This is a genomic window from Gemmatimonadota bacterium (genome assembly GCA_016719105.1).
In the GTDB taxonomy this organism is placed as follows: domain Bacteria; phylum Gemmatimonadota; class Gemmatimonadetes; order Gemmatimonadales; family Gemmatimonadaceae; genus SCN-70-22.
On sequence record JADKAQ010000004.1, the window covers coordinates 237,213 to 254,994 of the forward strand.

Below are 17,782 nucleotides of genomic sequence, written 5' to 3' on the forward strand. Positions count from 1 at the left end.
AGCTCACGCGCCGGCGCCGTCGGGAAGGAGGGTGAGGACGGCCTCGAGGCGAACGTGGTCCGGAGCGGAGAGGTTGGCGGACACCGGATGGGAGAGGGGGGCCGGGGGGGCCACGTCGCGCAGGGAGGAGACGACGCGCTCCAGCCAGGCGCGGTCGTCGGGCGCCCGGGCGTGCGGCGGTGGGGGGGCCTCTGCGGCAAGTGCCTCCATGAGTTGCTCGATGCCGGCGCCCGATCGGGCCATGACGAGTCGGCGACCGTCAGCTGCACAACGGGCCACCGCCGGGCGCTGGGACCGCGGCGCGCGGGCAACCACCGCCCCGAGGGCTCGCAGGAGTCGCCGATGTCCCCGCGAGGTGTGTGCGGCGTCGGGGGCTAGCTGGTGCCGGGCGGCCTGCTGTGCGCACCAGTGGAAGAGGGCGCGCTCGACCGGGAGCAGCCTCGCGGTCGACGGCTCGCGCGAGTTGCAGCTGACGCCTGTCGGCGGCGCGGATGGGCGGGGATCGGGCGAGGTCAGGATCGGAAGGAGCGCCTCGAGCTGAGGGACGACTTCGTCCGGGGCGATCGTCACCCCCGCTGCGCTGGCAGAGACGAGCTGCGGATCTCGGCCGACCGAGACGATCGCCAACGATTGGGGGGCGGAGAGACCGTGCACGTGCCAGCGCAGCAACGGCGTGTCGTGGTCGGCGTGCGGGTCGCGTCGGTCGTCGAGCGCGGCCTTCGCTCCGCGCGCGGCACGAGCGTCGCGCGCCGCCTCCATCCCCGGCGGCGGTCCCTCGCACACGGCACGGGCGAGCCGGCGCAGCAGGTCCAGCAGAAGGTGCCGCGCCGCGAGCGGTGCGCGGGCGTTGCTCCTGACGGAGACGTCTCCCCACGCCTCGGCACCGAGCAGGATCGAGGAGTGACCGACCGTGTCGAGCACGAGGCGCGCCTTGCGCGCCAGGTGATGCAGCGTGAGGGCGAGTTCGTCGGCGTCGACCGGCGGGGCGACGAGGTGCGACTCCACCGCATCGTGAGGGGACCCCATGCGACGCAGGCGCCCCAGTCGCTGCTCGAAGCGTGCGACGGTCCACGGGAGGTCGAGATGGAGCACGACGGATGCGCCCTGCAGGTCGACACCCTCGCTCAGGACGTCGCTGGCGACGAGCACATCGACCCGCGCGATGTCGTCGCGCGACGTTCGAGCGCCAGGGGCAAACGCCGCGAGCAGTTCCTGCCGTGTCACCGGCCCGCTGGCGATGCAGGCGCCACGCCCCGTCAGGAGCGCCACGCGGGTCGTGGCGCGGAGTGCGCGATACGCCGCCTCGGCCGTCTCGGCGCTGTGCGTGAAGACCACCGCCTGTCGATCGCCGCACGACGCCAGGACCGCACGCATCCTGCCGAATCGCGCGTCGTCCCGTGCCGCGGCACCGCGCACCAGGGTGCGCACGGCGCGCAGCCCTTCGGCGTGTCGCCGCACGAGGTCGAGCAGAGGTGCGGTGTCGGGCGCCGGCGCCGGTGCCGCCATGAGCTGCGGGAAGGCGAGTTGTACGCTCCCGTCGTCGGCTGCCGTCCACGCGACGAGGTCGCGCCGATCGGGGAGACGGCCGCAGGTGAGGGCGTGCTCGAGGGCGGTGGCGGTGGCGAGGCGACGCTGGATTGCGGCGAGCAGCGCCGCATCGCTGGAGCACCACGCTCTCGTCAGCTGCAATACCACCAGTGACTCGGCCACGCCGCCGTCGGCGGGCGGGAGCGGCGGCGGGAGCGCGCGCAGCGCCGCCAGCACGGCAGGGGCGGGGGGCACGTCGTGGCGCACCGTCGCGCCGAGTGCGGGGAGGCGAACGCCCACGTCGCCGACGCGATGCCTGACGACGAGCGCGCCCAGGGAGGCGTCGTCAAGCGTGGCGGCGCCGGCACCGAGAAAGAGCGCGAGCAGTGCGTCGAGGTCGGCGCGCCGGTTGTGGATCGGGGTGGCGGTGAGCAGGAGCACGCGCACCCCGCGCGTGAGGTGCGTGAGCGCACGATAGCGCCGCGTCGCCGGCGAGCGTGCGCGATGGGCCTCGTCGAGGATGACGAGATCCCATCCTGCGGCCCTCGGCGCGCGCCCTGCGCTCAGCTGCTCATACGACGCGACGGTGATCTCGGCCTGGCACCGTCGCCCCGCCTCGCGCCAGAGCTCGCGCACGGCGGCCGGCGCCACCACGAGCACCGAGGAGTGGCGGCGCGCGACGGCAAGCGCGGTGTAGGTCTTGCCGAGGCCGACCTCGTCGGCGAGGAGGGCACCGCCGTGGCGCGCGAGAATCGCCAGGAGTCGGTGCATCCCCTCGACTTGGTGCGGATGGAGCGTGACGGTGCCGGCGCGCGCGTCACGTTCCCCCGGGCCCTCGGCGACGGCAACGCCTCCCAAAAGCGTTAGGCAGTGCTGAAAGAAGGCGCCGGGCGTGTCGATCATCGCCAGGTCCATTCCACGAGCGCGCGCGCCAGGGCTGGGCGCACGCGATACGCCGACACCGCCGCGTCGAGCAGTTCGTCGCTGCTGATCGATGCGCCGGCGACGCCGCGCATCCCGAGTGGGGCGAGGAGTTCCCGGGCCCTGACCCAGTCGGCCGGGATGGGGAGGCGCGCGACGGTCCAGCCGAGGTAGCGACGGAAGCCGCCGCGCGCCGGTTCGGCGAGCGCGTCGAGCCAGGCGGCGGCAAGCGGCGAGTTGAGGAGCGCCGCCAGTGCGGCCGCATCCGTATCGTCGCGGCACGTGGCGACATAGCAGGTATTGAGCGGGATGACCGGCGAATGCGCCGGGAGGATGCAGGCGCGTGGGCCGCGACTCATGTCGGCCCAGACGACGCGCGGGCGCGAGTTGCCCGCAGCGTCGATGCGATGCAACGACCACCAGGCACGCGTGCCGCGCAGGTCGGTCCGGCGCGAGAGGTCGCCCCGCCAACGCGCGAACCAGCGTGCCGCGAGCGGGGGGAGGGTCGCCAGCGGGCGCCCCACCTCGTCGTGCGTCCAGATGATGCGTTCGGCGCTGGCGGTCGGCGTCCATGCCCTGGCATGCTCGCCACGCAGGATCGGGCGCAGCAGGGTGGCCTCGATGCTCGCCTCGCGTCCGGCGCCCCGGATGACGGCCTGCACGCCGCCGTTGGCGAGCGCGTCGACGAGGAAGGCATCGTTGCACCCGCACTTGACGCCGAGTGCCGGTCGACCGAGTCCGCTCTCGGCGAGTGACGGGCCGGCGGCCGAGAGTCGGGCGAAGGCGGCGCGCGCCGGGGGAGGGAGGACGAGCCACGGCGCGCCCGGTGACGCGTCGTAGGCAAGTTCTCGCCAGCTGCAGGACCACTGGATGGCGAAGTCGCGCCGGTGCACCGCCAGCTGCACGGTCGGTGTGGCGCGCGCCGGCGAGGAGGCCCCGAACGGGGCGGGCGTCTCGGCGGGCGCCTGGGCAAGCGCGATAGCAGGCGCCTCAGCGGGCGCCAGGCGACGCACGACGACGAGCGACGGGTACGTCGCGGCATCGAAGGCGGCCGGAGCCTCGGACCAATCCTCCAGCAGGCGCAACTCATGCGCGGTCCCCAGCAGCCGACGCACGCCGCCGCCCGCCAGTGAACGCCAGAGCTTGAGCGGGAGGAGAAGGGCGAGCGTGCCGCCGGGACGCAGCACGTCCAGCGCGCGTTCGGCAAAGAGCGCGGCGAGGTCGACCTGCGCGGCGAAGCCGGCGCCGGCCCCGGCGGCGGCGGCCCCCGCCTGCCACGCCGCCTGCCGGAAGACGACGAACTCGCGGCGGAAGGCGTCGCGACGGTCGGGGGGGATGCGATGCAGGCGCACCCAAGGCGGATTGCCGACCACGAGGTCGAAGCCGCCGCGGCTCGCGACATCGGCGAAGTGCGAGGCGAAGCGGAAGGGGAGGGCGCCGCCGCGGGCGAGCGTGCGTTGTGCCTGACGGATGCCCCGCGTGCGCGTGCGCAACTCGGCCAGGGCGGCCCGTTCGTCGCCCACGGCCCCGCGTCGGTTGCCGAACAGGTCGCGCCCGCGCGCCGCACGCACCAGGGCGCGCCGCGCCACCGACGCGCGCTCGAGCTGTCGCTCCAGTTCGGCACGCGCCGCGCGCCGCTCCTCGCGGTCGAGGACCCGGGCGAGCGTGACCTTGCGCCGCCCGGTGGCGCGCACGTAGCGCTCGCGGAGCGCCGCCCCGTTAGGCGCCGGGTGCGGATGTGCGCGCGCTGCCTCCTGCCGATGCGGGTCTCCCATCACCACCACGCCGCCGTCGAGCGCGTCACCCACGCGCACGTTGCGGTCGAGGTTGGGGAGCGGCGGGACCTCGAGCGGATCGGAGACGTCGAGGTCCAGCACCACCGAGAGCCAGAGCCGCAGCTCGCAGAGCCAGACGGCCATCGGGTTGAGGTCGACTCCGAAGATCGACTGGGTGAGCACCGCGCGTCGCACCTCGGCGGCGGGGCGCGGATCGCCCAGGGTCGATGCGAGGTGTGCGACGCGCTCGAGCGCGTGGACGAGAAAGGCACCCGAGCCGCACGCCGGGTCAAGAAGGCGCCACGACAGCAGGGTGCGCCGGACGGCGTCTCGTTCCGCATCGGACAGCCGGGATGGCGCGCGCAGCGCCTCGTGCGCGTCGGGGACGACCTGCGCCGCCTCGAGCGCGTGCGCGAGCGCGGCGTCGGTGACCCGGGCCACGAGCGCATGCGGCGTGTAGTACGACCCGCTGTCGCGCCGCTCGCGCGACGCCATCAGCGACTCGAAGGCCCGCCCGAGGATCTCGGGGTCGATGGCGCTCTCGCTCCACTCGCGCTGCTGCTCGCGCACCGTGAAGCGGTAGCGCGTGAGGATGTCATCGAAGAGCGCCCCGAGGTCGTCGTCGCGAAAGCGCAACGCGCGGTGCCGCCGCTCGAGCGGCGAACGCGCGAACAGCCCACCATTGAGGAAGGGGACGCGCCCGAAGGCCCGGGCCGTCGCGGCCCGCGACGAGACCCGCGTGTTCAGGGTCCCGAAGAAGAGCGGATCGAGGAAGCGACGATGCGCCTCGCCGCCACTGGCCATCGTGCGATCGAGGTGACGCGCGAGGAAGTCGGCGTCGCCGTCGAGCCACCCCCGCGATTGCAGGAAGGCGAGGAAGACCAGGCGCGAGGTGGTGAGCAGGGCGAACTCGCGCCGCACCTCCGACGAAGCACTCCCCCGCGCCCCCTCGCCTAACGTGAGGACATGGTGCTCGAGCGCGCGGTAGAAACGATGCGACAGGGCCTCGCGCCCGAGGATCTCGCACCAGCGCTCGTGCACCGCGAGTTCTTCGCCGCTCGCCGCGGCCTCGAGCGCCATCAGCGTCTCGGCATCGCTTTCCAGGACCCGCTCCGGATGGAAGAGCAGCGCGCTGATGCGGGGGCGCGGTCCGTCGCCCCGCCAACTCGCGAGAGCCCCGCTCGCCCCCCCCGCCACGCCGGCGATCACGAGCCACAGATGATGCGGGGCGTCGCGATGCAGGCGCTGAGCGAGCGAGGCGACGACGGTGCGCAGCGCCGCGTGCCGCGTCGCGGTCACGAGCAGCGCGCGTCGTCCCCCCGCGCCAACCGCGACGCGCGCGGTGTCGATGGGGAGCCCCTCGAGCAGTGGGAGGGAGGGCGCGATCGGGAGCGCATCGGCGGCGAAGCCGAGCAGGCCGAGCAGGTCGCGCGGTGGCTGCCCGTCGGCAAAGCGGGTCAGCAAGTCGGTGGCGAGGCGTCGTGTAAGCACACTCGCACCGTACCGGCGGTGGGGCCGCCCTCTCGTACCGGATCATTGCACCTTGGGCGATTTTCGTGACATCGGCGAGGGTGGTGCTGTATCATGCCGATACACGGATGCATCGCGACGATCGGCTGCCGGCGAGGGCGCACGGGCCGCGCCGCATCGCAAGTCACAATTCAGCAATGACTTACGTTGCTTTACATGGCGAGTAGTTCTCGGTCTCGTCCATGCATGGAGAGTGGTCTCGTGCAGGAGAAGTCCCGCCGTTACCACTCGCCGAAAGGAATCGCCCGCCGTGCTGTGTCGCTTCGCCTCGTCCACGCCGATCGGATGCCGCCGTGTCTGCAGCCGTCGCTAGGCTGCGACAGGGCCCAGCGCGCATCGTCGGAGCGATCCCACTCGCCGTAACCCAGCCCGTGCCGACGCTCGCGCTCTTCGCCCTCTCCGATTCGTTCTCCGAACTCTGGCCCCGTCTGGCGGCCGAGTGCGGGTTCGACCTCGTCACGCTCAGCGATCCACGCGAGCTGACGGGGAGTTCGGCGGCTGCCGTGCTGCTGGCGGGCGGTGGGGCGGAAGGGGAAATGGAGGGGGCCGTGCGACGCGTGGCAGGGAGCGGCATCGACGTCGTCGCGGTCGGCTCGCTTCCGAACCATCGCACGGCGGCGACGATCGTTCGTGCGGGGGCCGCCGAGTACTTCGCCCTCCCCCCCGATGTCGCGCTGCTTGCCTCATGGCTGCGCGAACGTGCCGAGCGTCCGAAGCAGCAGGAACGGCGCGCGCAGTTCGCCGAGGCCGAGCGGGCGAAGTACCGGTTCACCGGGATCCTGGGGGAGAGCGCGGCCATCAAGGGCGCGCTCGCGCGTGCCTCACGCGTCATCCCGCATCCGGCGGTGACGGTCCTCATTTCGGGCGAGACGGGCACCGGCAAGGAGCTGGTCGCGCGCGCCATTCACTACAACGGCCCGCGGCGCGAGGCGCCGTTCGTCGACGTGAACTGCGCGGCGCTTCCCGATCACCTGCTGGAAAGCGAGTTGTTCGGGCACGAGAAGGGAGCGTTCACCGACGCCAGCGCCGCCAAGCCCGGGCTCTTCGAGCTCGCCAACGGCGGGACGCTCTTCCTCGACGAGATCGGCCATCTCCCGTTAGGCCTGCAGGGCAAGCTGCTGCGCGCCCTCGAGGAGCGGGTGGTGCGTCGCGTGGGCGGGACGAAGAACATCGCGGTCGACCTGCGGGTGATCGCGGCGTCGCACGTCGAGCTCGCGGCCGCGGTGAAGCGGGGCGAGTTCCGCGAAGACCTGTTCTATCGGCTCAACGTGGTGCCGATCGAGCTGCCGGCGCTTCGCCAGCGGCGCGACGACATCCTGCCGCTCGCGCGGCACTTCCTGGCCAAGTTCGCCGCCGACTACGGCCTCCCGGCCCCGACCTTCACGCCGGCGGCCGAGCGCGAGCTGCTGCATCGGGACTGGGCAGGCAATGTGCGCGAGCTGCGCAACCTGATGGAACGGTGCACGCTGTTGAGCGTGGATGGGGTCCTCGATCGCGATGACCTCGTCGAGCCGACGCGCGCACCCGTGCACACCGATGGCATCCCGTTTCCCGCCACCATCGCCGAGCTGCAGAAGGCGGCCGCGCGCGAAATGCTCGCGCTGTGCGGCGGGAACAAGAGCGAAGCGGCCCGGCGCCTCGGGATCTCGCGCCCGCGCCTGCAACGGCTGCTCGACGGCACGGCCGACACTGGAGGAGACGACGATGGGGACGTGTAGGATTCGCCCGGCGCTGCACCGTGTCCTGCGCGCGACCGCGGCGGCTTTGCTGCTGACGGCGGCCGCCGCCTGCGCGGACGACGACGCGACGTCGCCGCCCGTCGACCTGCCGCCGGGAAGCTCGGTCCCGGCGTCGCAGCTGAACTTCGTCCCGGTGGGACGCAACACGCCCGCACTCGCCACCACCACCACGTCGTTCTGGGCGCGGGTGGGTGACAATCGCGAGGTGCGCCTGTACTACCGGCCACGGGCCGGGCGGAACGACTCCACGGAGTACCTGCGCTTCCGCGTCAAGAACAAGTCGCTCCTGCGGCGGCCGGACGGGACGAGCTTCGGCCCCAACGATTCGTTGCTGATCACGCTGCGGGTCACCGATCCCGCGGCGCTGGTGGTGGAGTTCTCCCCCGCCGGGCTGCAGTTCGACCCCAACGAACCCGCGGAACTCAAGCTGTCGTTCAAGGAACGCGGCGGCGACCTCAATGACGACGGGCGCAGCGACTCCAGCGACGACACGGTGCGCTCGCGCCTGGCCATCTGGAAGCAGGAGTCGCTCGGGCTCCCGTGGGTCAAGCTCCTGACCACCCTGGTGGTCGGCAACGACGAGGTGGAGGCCAAGCTCACGGGCTTCACCAGCTATGCCATCGCGTACTGAGGTCCATCGCCATGTTCGCGCCTGACGCCGATCCCACGCTGACCACCGCCCGCGCTGCCGCGCAGGGCGGGGAGTGGGCGCGCGTGCGCGAACTGCTCGACGGCCAGCCGGTCGCGCGGGAGCTGTCGGACGCCGCATTGCTGCTGGCGGAAGCTTCGCTGCGCCTCGGGCTGCCGGAGCGCGCGCGCCTCTGGCTCGGGGAGGTCATCCCCGTCTTCGAGACGCGCGGCGATCGCGCGGCGCTCCGGCGCGGGGTCAACATGCTGGGCGCCGCCTGCTGGGAGCTCGGCGAACTCGATGACGCCGAGTCGGCGTGGGATCGGGCGATCCTGCTCGCCCAGGCCGACGGCGACACGCTCCTCCTGGCAAACGCCACCAACAACCTGGGCGCCCTCGCCAACCTGCGCGGGCGGCGCGAGAACGCGCTCGGCATGTATCACCTCGCGATCCCCGCGTACCAGCGATTGGGGCACGCCGTGGGGATCGCCCAGTGCTATCACAACATGGCGATCACCTATCGCGACGCGCGCGATTTTGCGCAGGCCGACGAGTACGAGCAGCGGGCGATCGAGTTTGCCCACGGCGCCGGCAGCGAACGGTTGGTCGCCCTGGCCCGTCTGGGGCGTGCCGAGATCACCTTCCGGCGCGGCGACACGCAGCTGGCCGGGGCGAGTGCGCGTCGCGTCGCCGAGGACTTCGCTCGGCTCACCGATCCGATTCGCGAGGGCGATGCGCGGCGCCTGTCGGGGCTCGCGCACCTGGCCGATGGTCGCCCCGACATGGCACGCCGGGAGATTGCGCAGGCGCTCGAGCTCGCGCGGCAGCATCAGGGGGCGTTGGTCGAGGCCGAGTCCCTGCGGGCCCTCGCCGAGTTGGAGTCGTCGCTGGGGGACCTTCCGGCCGCACGCGGTGCCGCCGAGGAGGCGATTGCGATCTGGGAGCGCCTGGGCTCCGTCGAGGAGGTGGCGGCGATGCGCGAGTGGCTCGACCTCCTGCCGGCCCGCTCTCGCTGATCGGCGTGTGACGCGGTAGTATCGGGGGGCCTCGCTCCCCCCTCCCACCGCTCCGTCATGTCGTCGACTCGGCCTGGCATCGCCACGCTGTTCCAAGGCGTCGTCTCGCGCCTCGTCATCTACTACGCAGGGCTCGCCGCGGCCTTGAGCGGGACGTGGATGCTCCTGTCGGTGAGCGCACGCGACCAGGTGCGCGAGGCGCTCGCCCCGATCCTGGGCGTGGGCGTCGCCACGCCGGTCCCCTCCGGGATCCCGGGGCTCTCCGGTATTGCGCCTGGCGGAAGCCTCGCCACGCTGCCGCCCGGGCTGGTCGCCCTGCTCGCGGCCGTCGCCTGCATCGCCGCCGTGCTCCTCGCCCTCCCCGTGGCGTGGACGTACATGTTCACGCGGCAGAAGAAGGGATACTCGCAGTCGGTCGTGCACACGCTCGTCCTCCTCCCCGCCGTGGTAGCAGCCGTGGCGGTCCTCGTGCGCAACAGCGTGGCGCTGGCCTTCTCGCTCGCCGGCATCGTCGCGGCGGTGCGCTTCCGCACGTCGCTCGAGGACTCCAAGGATGCCGTCTACGTCTTCGTGGTGAGTGCGCTGGGACTGGCCTGCGGCGTGCAGCTCGAGGTCGCGCTCGTGCTGTCGCTGCTGTACATCATCGTCGCCCTCGCCCTCTGGCAGACCGACTTCGCCCGCACCCCGCCCGCGCTCGAGGGCAAGCGCGCGGAGCAGCACATGGTGCGGGCCATGGCCATCGCCAACCGCACGAGCCAGTTTGTCGCCCGGCTTGATCGCGAGATCCTGGAGACGCTCGCCCCCGAGCAGCTCGACGCGCTGGCGAAGCGCGTGCGGCGGCGGCGCGAGGAGGTCCCGGTGTCGGGCGAGGAGCCGGCGGAGGACCGCCCGAAGTTCGACGGGCGCCTGACGATCATCGTCGCCGGAACCGACGACGCGCGACCGGTGCTCGAGGCGATCCTCACCACGCACGCCCGGAAGTTCGAACTGATCCGCAGTTCGATGGCCGACAGTGAGACGACGCTCGTCTATGCCGTGCGCGCCCGGAAGGGACAGCGGCTGGCCGAACTCGCGCAGGCAATGCAGGTGGAAGGGGTCCCGTACGTGGCGAAGGCCACGGCGGAGCAGTGGATGTGAGCCACCGGAGGACAGGACGGATGAATCGCTCGCGATGGATCGGATTGCTCCTGGCGGTGTCGTGCGCGGTGGCGCTCGTCCCGGCGACGACCGCGGGGCGGCTCGCCGCGCAGGACACGCTGTCGACCAAGGGGAAGAAGGGCGAGAAGGGCGACAAGGGGCCCAAAGGCGAGAAGGCCCCGAAAGGCGAGAAAGGCGAGAAAGGCGAGAATGGCGACAAGGGCGACAAGGGCGAGACCGCGACGTCGCGCGCCAAGATCGCCAAGGACAGCCTCGAAGCGCTCGCACGCCCCCTGTTCGCCACGCGCGAGCCGCTCGCGTTCACGCTCATCGCCAACTTCGGCAACATCGCGAAGGACCGCGACTCCACCAGCAAGGTGCGCCACCCGGCCACGCTCGTGGTGGTCGACAGCGCCGGGAGCGAGCGCAAGATCCCCGTGCAGTTGCGGACCCGCGGCCACTTCCGCCTCAAGCGCAGCACCTGCCGCTTCGTGAACCTGCTCGTCCTCTTTCCGGGGAAGAAGACGCTGGCCGGAACGCCGTTCGAGGGGCAGGAGTCGCTCAAGCTCGGGGGACACTGCCAGGACGACGACCGCTACGAGCAGCTCCTGCGCCGCGAGTACCTCGCCTACCAGATCCTCAACGAGGTCACGCCGCGCTCCTTCCGCGCACGCCTGGCGAGCGGGAGCTACATCGACTCCGCCAGCGGCAAGAAGCTGACGACACGCGCCGCGATGTTCATCGAGCACGAGGACGACGTGGCGGCGCGCGCGGGGGGCAAGGTCCGCGAGTTTCGCCGGGCCCTCTTCGATGACGTCGATTTCAAGACGCTCGACCGCATGGCGATCTTCGAGTACATGATCGGGAACACCGACTGGTCCATCTACGCCCTGCATAACGTGCGGTTGGTCGTGACCGACTCGGTGGGCGTCCTGCCCATTCCGTACGACTTCGACTTCTCCGGGCTCGTGAATGCGCCCTACGCTGGGCCGGCACCCCAGCTGCAGATCCGCAGCGTGCGCGAGCGCCTGTATCGCGGCCCCTGCCGCACCTGGGACGAGCTCGCGCCGACGGTGGCGGGCTTCACCGCGTTGCGCCCGGCGATCATGGCGCTCCCCGCAAAGGTCCCCGGGCTCGACCGGGGCGAGGTGCGCGACGCGGAAGAGTTCCTTTCCGCGTTCTTCCAGACGGCGGCCGATGCCGGCGAGGCGAAGCGCGCCTTCATCGACGGCTGCCTGAAGAAGCCGGGCGCCTAACGCTTTCCCTGTCGTTCGCTCCGGCGATGGCCGCTCCACTCGTCGGGGCGGCCATCGCCCGATGCACGGGCGGGATGGGCGCGCGCTCGTGAGTCGCCCACGCCGTCAGGCGCAGACGTCGTATTCGCGCCCCTTCCACTGGACCCGGTCGCCGCGCCACACGGCCCGAGCGGCAATGTACAGGTAGGCCAACGCCCCCAAGGGAAAGGTGAGCGCGTACCATGGCGCGAGGCGGAACTCGCGCCCGATCGCGCCGAACCAGAGCAGCTGCGAGAGCGTCGCGGATGCCCCAAACGCCGTCCAGCCTGCCCCGGCTCCTCCGGCCACGCCGGCGGCCCAGGCGACGACCGGTGCGAGGGCGAGCAATGCCGGCGCCGGGATCAGTACCCGCGCCAGCCACGTCCCCGCGCGCCCGCCAGGGAGCGTGTCGCGTCCGGCCGAGTAGACGTTCTTCCCCCAGCCTTCGACGATGTCGCGCAGCGAGGCGTACATGCGGGTCGACATCTGGGACTGGCCTAACGTGAGGAAGACTCGCTGGCCCGCCGCGGTCATCTGCTGCGCGAAGGCAAGGTCCTCGGCGGGCTTGCCGCGTACCGTGTCGTGGCCCCCGAAGGCGTCGTAGGCCGCCCGTCGGAAGAGGAGGCACTGCCCGTTCGCGATCTTGCGTCGTGGCGAGCGCGAGCGGTTCACCGACCCCGGGCCGCCGTACCATTGGGCGAGGATCGCGAAGACGAACGGCTGGATCACGCGCTCCCAGAAGGTCCGGGTCTCCTGAAAGCCGGCGACCGAGACGAGGTCCGCATCGTGGGCGACACTCGCGTTCACCAGGCGCGCGTGCAGGTCGGGGGCGTGGCGCACGTCGGCGTCGGTGAACAGGAGGTAGGCGCCGGGCGTGGCCCGTGCGCCGTGATGACACGCCCACTGCTTGCCGAGCCATCCGGTGGGCAAGGGTGGCGGGGCGACGATCGTGAGGCGTGCATCGCCGGCGGCGGCCTCGCGTGCGAGGGCCGCGGTGCCGTCACTCGAGTGGTCGTCGACGACGATCACCTGGAGCGACGGGTACTCGCTTGCCAGGATCGACCGTACGCAGCTGGCGATGTGCGCCGCCTCGTTGCGTGCCGGCACGATCACGGTCAGGGGCGGCGCCGGCTGCGGCGCTTCACGTGCCACGTCATCCAACGACGGCGTGCCGCGCCAGCGCCACGCGGTGACGACGAGCGACAGCCACCAGGGGGCACTCCACGCCACCCCGGCGAGGCTCCCGCCCAGCGTCATGCCGCGGCCGGGCCGGGGGGCGCCTCGTCCCGCTCGCCGCGACTCAGCACCGACGCCGCCACCATGTCGCCCGTGACGTTGGCGGTCGTGCGGAACATGTCGGGGATCGTGTCCACGCCGAGCAGGATCCCCATCCCCTCGACGGGGAGCCCGGCGGCGAGGAGGACCGGGACCATCACGATGATGGAGCCGGCCGGGATCCCGGGAACGGAGAACGTCGTCATCACCACGGTGAGTACGATCGTCGCCATCTGCGCGGCGCCGAGCGTCACGCCGTAGAGGTGCGCGATGAAGACGACGCCCGTGGTGATGCCTAACGCGCCGCCGATGCGAAAGGTCGTCGCGGCCAGGGGCAGGAAGAACGTGGTGATCTGTTCCGGGAGATGCAGGCGCGTGCGCGACGCCTCCATCATGGCCGGCAGCGCCGCCAGCGACGAACGGGCGCTGAAGGCGACCGCCTGCGCCGGAAAGGTGCCGCGCGCGAAGTCGGCGATCCCGCCGCGCCCGAACAGGGCGGCCAGCGGATAGAGCACGAGGAGGGAGAAGAGCACCAGCACCAGTGCCGTGACGACGATGTAGCCGAGCAGGGCGCCGGCGGCCGAGAGTCCGAGCTTGGCCGCCAGCGGCACGGCGAGGGCGAAGACCCCGATGGGGGCCGCCGCCAGGACCCATCGCACGAGCGTCAGCGCCGCGTCGGCCACCCCGCGGAAGAAGCGCACCATCAACGTCTTCGTCTCTCCCGTTAGGCGGGTGAGCGCGAGCCCGAAGCAGACCGAGAAGACGATCAGCGGGAGCATCGCCCCGTCAGCCGCTGCCTTGACCGGGTTGATCGGGACGAGGTCGGTGAGCCACTGCGCGAAGGTCGGGATCCGCTTCACGCTCTCCGCGGCCGCCGACGTGGCGGTGGCACCGCTTGCCCGCAGCGCCGAGACGGCGTCGGCATCCAGCGGGATGCGCGCCATGAGGGGCGGGGCCACGACCGCCGCGAAGATGCCGCCCGCCACCAGGAGCACCAGGAAGAATGCGAGTGCCCGCGTCCCGATGCGCCCGATCGTTCGGGCGTCGGGGGCCGACGTCACGCCCACGATGATGCTCCCGACCACCAGTGGGACGACCGTCATCCGGATCGCGTTGATCCACAACGTCCCCAGCGGCTCGACGAGGGGGACGACGGAGGCGAGCGCCGGGTGCGCGGACGTCGAGATCACGATCCCGACGCCCATGCCCAGGGCCAGGGCGATGAGGACTTTCGTTGTGAGGGACACGCGCCCAAACTACCGGGACGGCGCGGGGGCCACCACCCGCGCGCCCCCCTTCACCCTTCGAGCCCCACCGCATGCCGCACAAGACCGCGACCGATCTGTTCAACGAAGCCAGGGCGCGCATCACGCAGGTCACGCCCGAGGAGACGATGCGCATCCGCGACGAGCATCCCGGCACGGTCGTCCTCGACTGTCGCGAACCTAACGAATGGAACCTGGGGCGCGTTCCGGGGGCGTTGTTCATTCCGCGCGGGATCCTCGAGTCCAATATCGAGGCCGCCGTCCCCCGCGACCGCAAGCTCATCATCTACTGCGCCAGCGGAAACCGCTCGGCGCTCGCCGTCGAGACGCTGCAGCAGATGGGCTATGCCGACGTCGCCTCGATGAGCGGTGGATTCCGCGGCTGGGTTGATGCCGGGGGCGACATCGACGGCTGATCGGCGCGACCATCCTCGTGACCGGCGATCCCCGCTTCACCCACCCGCTCTTCCGGCAGCTGGCCGCCGCGCTGACCGAACGCCCCGGCGCTGCCGCCGAGACGGACGGCGCGCCCGCACGTGCCGCGGTTGCCCTGGCGCTGCGTCCGGGAGACGACGCGCGGGGCGAACTGCTCATGATCCGCCGAGCCGAGCGGGCGGGGGATCCTTGGAGCGGTCAGATCGCGCTGCCGGGTGGGCGCTGGTCACCTAACGACGAGTCGCTCCTCCACACCGCCGTGCGCGAAACGTGGGAGGAGACCGGGATCGACCTCGCCGCGAGCGGGACGATTCTTGGGACGCTCGACGAGCTGCGGCCGCGCACGGCCGCGCTCCCGGCCATCATCGTCACGCCCGTCGTCGTCGCCCTCGACCAGCCCGCCGCGCTCGTCCTGAACGAGGAGGTGGCCGAGGCGTTCTGGGTCCCGCTCGGCCTCCTGCGCGACCCGACGACGACCCGCGAATCGTCGGTGCACGTGCGGGGCAGCACGTTGCGAGTCCCGAGCTTCGTCGTGCGCGAGCACATCGTGTGGGGGATGACCGAGCGAATCCTTCGCCAGCTGCTCGCGCGCATCGAGTGACGCGCCGTAGATTGGGCGCGCCAACACCCCGAGCGCCCATGCGTCGATTGATCCTGGCGGCTGCCGTCGCCCCCTGCCTTGCCGCCAGCACCGCTGCGGCCCAACGCCCCGACTTCGCCGCCTTTGATGCCTACGTGGCCAAGGCGGTGAAGGCGTGGAACGTCCCCGGCCTCGCGATCGCGATCGTGGCCAACGACTCCGTGGTCTTCGCCAAGGGGTACGGCGTCCGCACGCTCGGGCGCCCCGAGCCCGTGGATGCCCACACGCGATTTGCCATCGGCTCGACCACCAAGGCGATGACGGCGCTGGCGCTCCTCCAGGCGGCCGACGACGGCAAGCTCCGACTCGACGAGCCCGTGCTGCGCCATCTCCCCACGATGCAGCTGTATGACCCGGTCATGACGCGCGAACTGCTCGTCCGCGACCTGCTCACGCATCACACCGGGCTCCCGGGGTCGGACCAGCTGTGGGCCGGCAACGACTACAGCATCGGCGAGATCATCCGTCGCATGCGATTCCTCAAGCCCACGGCGAGCTTCCGCAACCAGTACGCGTACCAGAACGTGCAGTACGCGATGGCGGGCGAGGTCCTGCAGCAGGCCACCGGGATCCGGTGGAGCGACTGGCTGCGCACGCGCATGTGGGAGCCGCTGGGAATGCGTGAGACGCTGCCCACGGTCGCCGCGACCGAGGGGCAACCCAACGTGGCGACGCCGCACATGGTCATCGACGACACGCTGCGTGTGATCGCCAACCGCACCGTGGATCCCGTTGCGCCTGCCGGATCGGTCTGGTCGAGCGTGACCGACATGGCCACGTGGATGCGCTTCGTCCTCGACTCCGGGCGGGTGAAGGGGAAGCGCCTGGTGTCGGAGCGCGGCTTCGTCGATTGGCTCTCGCCGCAGGTCGTGGTGCCGCTCTCGGACTTCTATCCCGCCGCTCGCCTGGCGGCCGTCCATCGTGTGTCATACGGGCTGGGGTGGTTCCTGCACAGCTATGGCGGCGACGATGTGGCGATGCACACCGGGAGCATCGATGGGATGATCGCCATCGCGGGCCTCCTCCCCGACCGTCGCGTGGGTGTCTACATCCTGGCCAATCGCGATCACGCCGAGGTGCGCCACGCGCTCATGTACCGCGCCTTCGACCTGTACAACGGGCGCCGGCCGCGTGACTGGTCGCGCGAGGTGATGGAGCTCTTTGACGGCCTCGAGGCGCAGGGACGGAAGGCGCAGGCGGCGTTCGTCAACGCACGTGTTCCGGGGACGATCCCGTCGCTCCCGCTCGCGCGCTACGTCGGCACGTACGCCGATTCGCTCAATGGCACGGTCGTCATCAGCATGCGCAACGGGGGACTGCACGCCGCCTGGGGGAAGGGGTTCACCGGTCCCCTGGAACACTGGCACTACGACACCTTCCTCGCCCGCTGGGACGACCGTCGGAGCTCGCCCGACGCCATCGCCTTCTCGCTCGACGCCACGGGACAGGTGGCGGAGCTGCGGGCCAGTGGCGCGACGTTCGGCCGCGTCCCCGCGGAACGCCGTTAGGCATCGCCGCAGTCCCGTCGTCACGTGTTCCCGTCGCCCACCTCGGAGCCTGCTCGCATGACACCCTGCTCACGTCCATCGCCGGGCCGGTCGCTGCTGGCGGCCGTCGCGGTCGTCGCCGCACTGGCCCCGCTCCCCCTCCGCGCCCAGGCGAGCGTGAAGCAGGGCTGGGAATGGTCCACCGACACCGTGATGAAGGTCGTGCACGCGGTGCGCGCCGGACGCTCGTTGCAGCCCAAGCGCTGGCCGAACGGGGCGCGCGTCGCGGTGGCGCTCTCGTTCGACGTCGACAACGAGACACCCAACCTGCGCTTCGGCCAGCCGACGATCGGTGAGCTGTCACAGGGGCAGTACGGCGCGCGCGTCGGGCTCCCGCGCATCCTCGCGCTCCTCGATCGCCACGCGATCCCGGCGTCGTTCTTCATCCCGGCGATGAGCCTGATGATCGATCGCAGCCAGGTGGCGCTCATCAAGAAGTCGGGGCGCCACGAGTTCGCGGTGCACGGCTGGATCCACGAGATGAATACCGCCGTCCCCGCCGACGTCGAGCGGCGACTCGTCCAGCAGGCGCTCGACACCCTTACCGCGCTCACCGGCATCCGACCGGTAGGCTACCGGGCGCCGTCGTGGAACTTCTCCGCCGCCACGATGTCGATCGTCAAGGACCTGGGCTTCACGTACGAGTCGTCGCTCATGGCCGACGAACGTCCGTATGAGCTCAACCAGAACGGGGAGCCCACGGGCATCGTCGAACTCCCGGTGGAGTGGATCATGGACGACGCGCCGCTCTTCTCGCCCCGCGGCAACAACTACGCGTCGCCGCGCGAGGTCGCCCAGGTCTGGATCGACGAGTTCGACAAGGCGTACGAGGAAGGGACGCTCTTCCTCCACACGATGCACCCGCACGTGTCGGGGCATCGCTCGCGCATCAAGGCGCTCGAACTCCTCATTGCTCACATCAAGACGAAGCCCGGGGTCTGGTTCGCGACGCACCGCGCGGTGGCGGAGTACGTGAAGGCGCAGGCCGGGATGAAGTAGCCGCCCCGTCGGGGCGGTGGGGGGAATTGCGGGATCTCCGCGGAGGGGTTTAGGTTTAGCGCAACCTAAATCTC

The 17,782-nt window shown here is 71.5% G+C and carries 13 protein-coding genes; 9 read left to right on the forward strand and 4 right to left on the reverse strand.

Annotation, left to right across the window (positions count from 1 at the left end; translation table 11 throughout):
- Window positions 1–3: 3 nt before the first annotated feature.
- Window positions 4–2,430, reverse strand: a complete 2,427-nt coding sequence (locus IPN47_09060; GenBank protein ID MBK9408185.1) for a DEAD/DEAH box helicase — start codon at window positions 2,428–2,430, stop codon at window positions 4–6.
- Window positions 2,427–5,714 carry a hypothetical protein gene (locus IPN47_09065; GenBank protein MBK9408186.1) on the reverse strand — a complete coding sequence of 1,096 codons (3,288 nt, stop codon included), beginning with the start codon at window positions 5,712–5,714 and terminating at the stop codon, window positions 2,427–2,429. Before IPN47_09065 ends, IPN47_09060 begins: the two co-directional genes overlap by 4 nt.
- Window positions 5,715–6,124: 410 nt before the next feature.
- Between IPN47_09065 and IPN47_09070 the strand changes: the two genes are divergently transcribed.
- From IPN47_09070 to IPN47_09090, 5 genes are read left to right on the forward strand one after another with little or no spacing between them, the layout of a single operon-like run.
- Window positions 6,125–7,471: a sigma-54-dependent Fis family transcriptional regulator gene (locus tag IPN47_09070; GenBank protein ID MBK9408187.1), complete on the forward strand. Its 1,347-nt coding sequence runs from the start codon at window positions 6,125–6,127 to the stop codon at window positions 7,469–7,471.
- Window positions 7,458–8,123, forward strand: a complete 666-nt coding sequence (locus IPN47_09075; GenBank protein MBK9408188.1) for a hypothetical protein — start codon at window positions 7,458–7,460, stop codon at window positions 8,121–8,123. Before IPN47_09070 ends, IPN47_09075 begins: the two co-directional genes overlap by 14 nt.
- An 11-nt stretch (window positions 8,124–8,134) precedes the next feature.
- Complete coding sequence (locus IPN47_09080; GenBank protein ID MBK9408189.1) at window positions 8,135–9,136, forward strand: tetratricopeptide repeat protein; 1,002 nt, start codon at window positions 8,135–8,137, stop codon at window positions 9,134–9,136.
- A gap of 57 nt (window positions 9,137–9,193) precedes the next feature.
- Entirely contained in the window at window positions 9,194–10,273 is a 1,080-nt protein-coding gene (locus IPN47_09085; GenBank protein MBK9408190.1) for a DUF4956 domain-containing protein, read from the forward strand.
- Between the two features lie 20 nt (window positions 10,274–10,293).
- Complete coding sequence (locus IPN47_09090; protein MBK9408191.1) at window positions 10,294–11,529, forward strand: hypothetical protein; 1,236 nt, start codon at window positions 10,294–10,296, stop codon at window positions 11,527–11,529.
- Window positions 11,530–11,634: 105 nt separating this feature from the next.
- Here IPN47_09090 and IPN47_09095 read toward each other — a convergent pair whose 3' ends face one another.
- Window positions 11,635–12,804: a glycosyltransferase gene (locus tag IPN47_09095; protein MBK9408192.1), complete on the reverse strand. Its 1,170-nt coding sequence runs from the start codon at window positions 12,802–12,804 to the stop codon at window positions 11,635–11,637.
- Window positions 12,801–14,069, reverse strand: coding sequence for a dicarboxylate/amino acid:cation symporter (locus tag IPN47_09100; GenBank protein MBK9408193.1), 1,269 nt, complete (start codon window positions 14,067–14,069; stop codon window positions 12,801–12,803). Before IPN47_09100 ends, IPN47_09095 begins: the two co-directional genes overlap by 4 nt.
- Window positions 14,070–14,140: 71 nt before the next feature.
- Between IPN47_09100 and IPN47_09105 the strand changes: the two genes are divergently transcribed.
- Genes IPN47_09105 through IPN47_09120 form a run of 4 tightly spaced genes read left to right on the forward strand, consistent with a single transcriptional unit; the run spans window position 14,141 to window position 17,708 of the window.
- The gene (locus IPN47_09105; protein ID MBK9408194.1) at window positions 14,141–14,503 is read left to right on the forward strand and encodes a sulfurtransferase; all 363 of its coding nucleotides are present in this window, start codon (window positions 14,141–14,143) and stop codon (window positions 14,501–14,503) included.
- 17 nt (window positions 14,504–14,520) lie between these two features.
- On the forward strand, window positions 14,521–15,123 hold the full coding sequence (locus IPN47_09110) for a CoA pyrophosphatase (protein MBK9408195.1): 603 nt from the start codon (window positions 14,521–14,523) through the stop codon (window positions 15,121–15,123).
- Window positions 15,124–15,161: 38 nt separating this feature from the next.
- The gene (locus tag IPN47_09115; protein MBK9408196.1) at window positions 15,162–16,670 is read left to right on the forward strand and encodes a serine hydrolase; all 1,509 of its coding nucleotides are present in this window, start codon (window positions 15,162–15,164) and stop codon (window positions 16,668–16,670) included.
- Between the two features lie 57 nt (window positions 16,671–16,727).
- Window positions 16,728–17,708, forward strand: a complete 981-nt coding sequence (locus IPN47_09120) for a polysaccharide deacetylase (GenBank protein MBK9408197.1) — start codon at window positions 16,728–16,730, stop codon at window positions 17,706–17,708.
- Window positions 17,709–17,782: the final 74 nt, after the last annotated feature.

Bases quoted from the DNA above. Each gene is read 5' to 3' on its own strand.
- IPN47_09060 (MBK9408185.1), bottom strand. From the start codon at position 2,430: ATGATCGACACGCCCGGCGCCTTCTTTCAGCACTGCCTAACGCTTTTG.
- IPN47_09075 (MBK9408188.1), top strand. From the start codon at position 7,458: ATGGGGACGTGTAGGATTCGCCCGGCGCTGCACCGTGTCCTGCGCGCG.
- IPN47_09080 (MBK9408189.1), top strand. From the start codon at position 8,135: ATGTTCGCGCCTGACGCCGATCCCACGCTGACCACCGCCCGCGCTGCC.
- IPN47_09085 (MBK9408190.1), top strand. From the start codon at position 9,194: ATGTCGTCGACTCGGCCTGGCATCGCCACGCTGTTCCAAGGCGTCGTC.
- IPN47_09090 (MBK9408191.1), top strand. From the start codon at position 10,294: ATGAATCGCTCGCGATGGATCGGATTGCTCCTGGCGGTGTCGTGCGCG.
- IPN47_09095 (MBK9408192.1), bottom strand. From the start codon at position 12,804: ATGACGCTGGGCGGGAGCCTCGCCGGGGTGGCGTGGAGTGCCCCCTGG.
- IPN47_09105 (MBK9408194.1), top strand. From the start codon at position 14,141: ATGCCGCACAAGACCGCGACCGATCTGTTCAACGAAGCCAGGGCGCGC.
- IPN47_09115 (MBK9408196.1), top strand. From the start codon at position 15,162: ATGCGTCGATTGATCCTGGCGGCTGCCGTCGCCCCCTGCCTTGCCGCC.
- IPN47_09120 (MBK9408197.1), top strand. From the start codon at position 16,728: ATGACACCCTGCTCACGTCCATCGCCGGGCCGGTCGCTGCTGGCGGCC.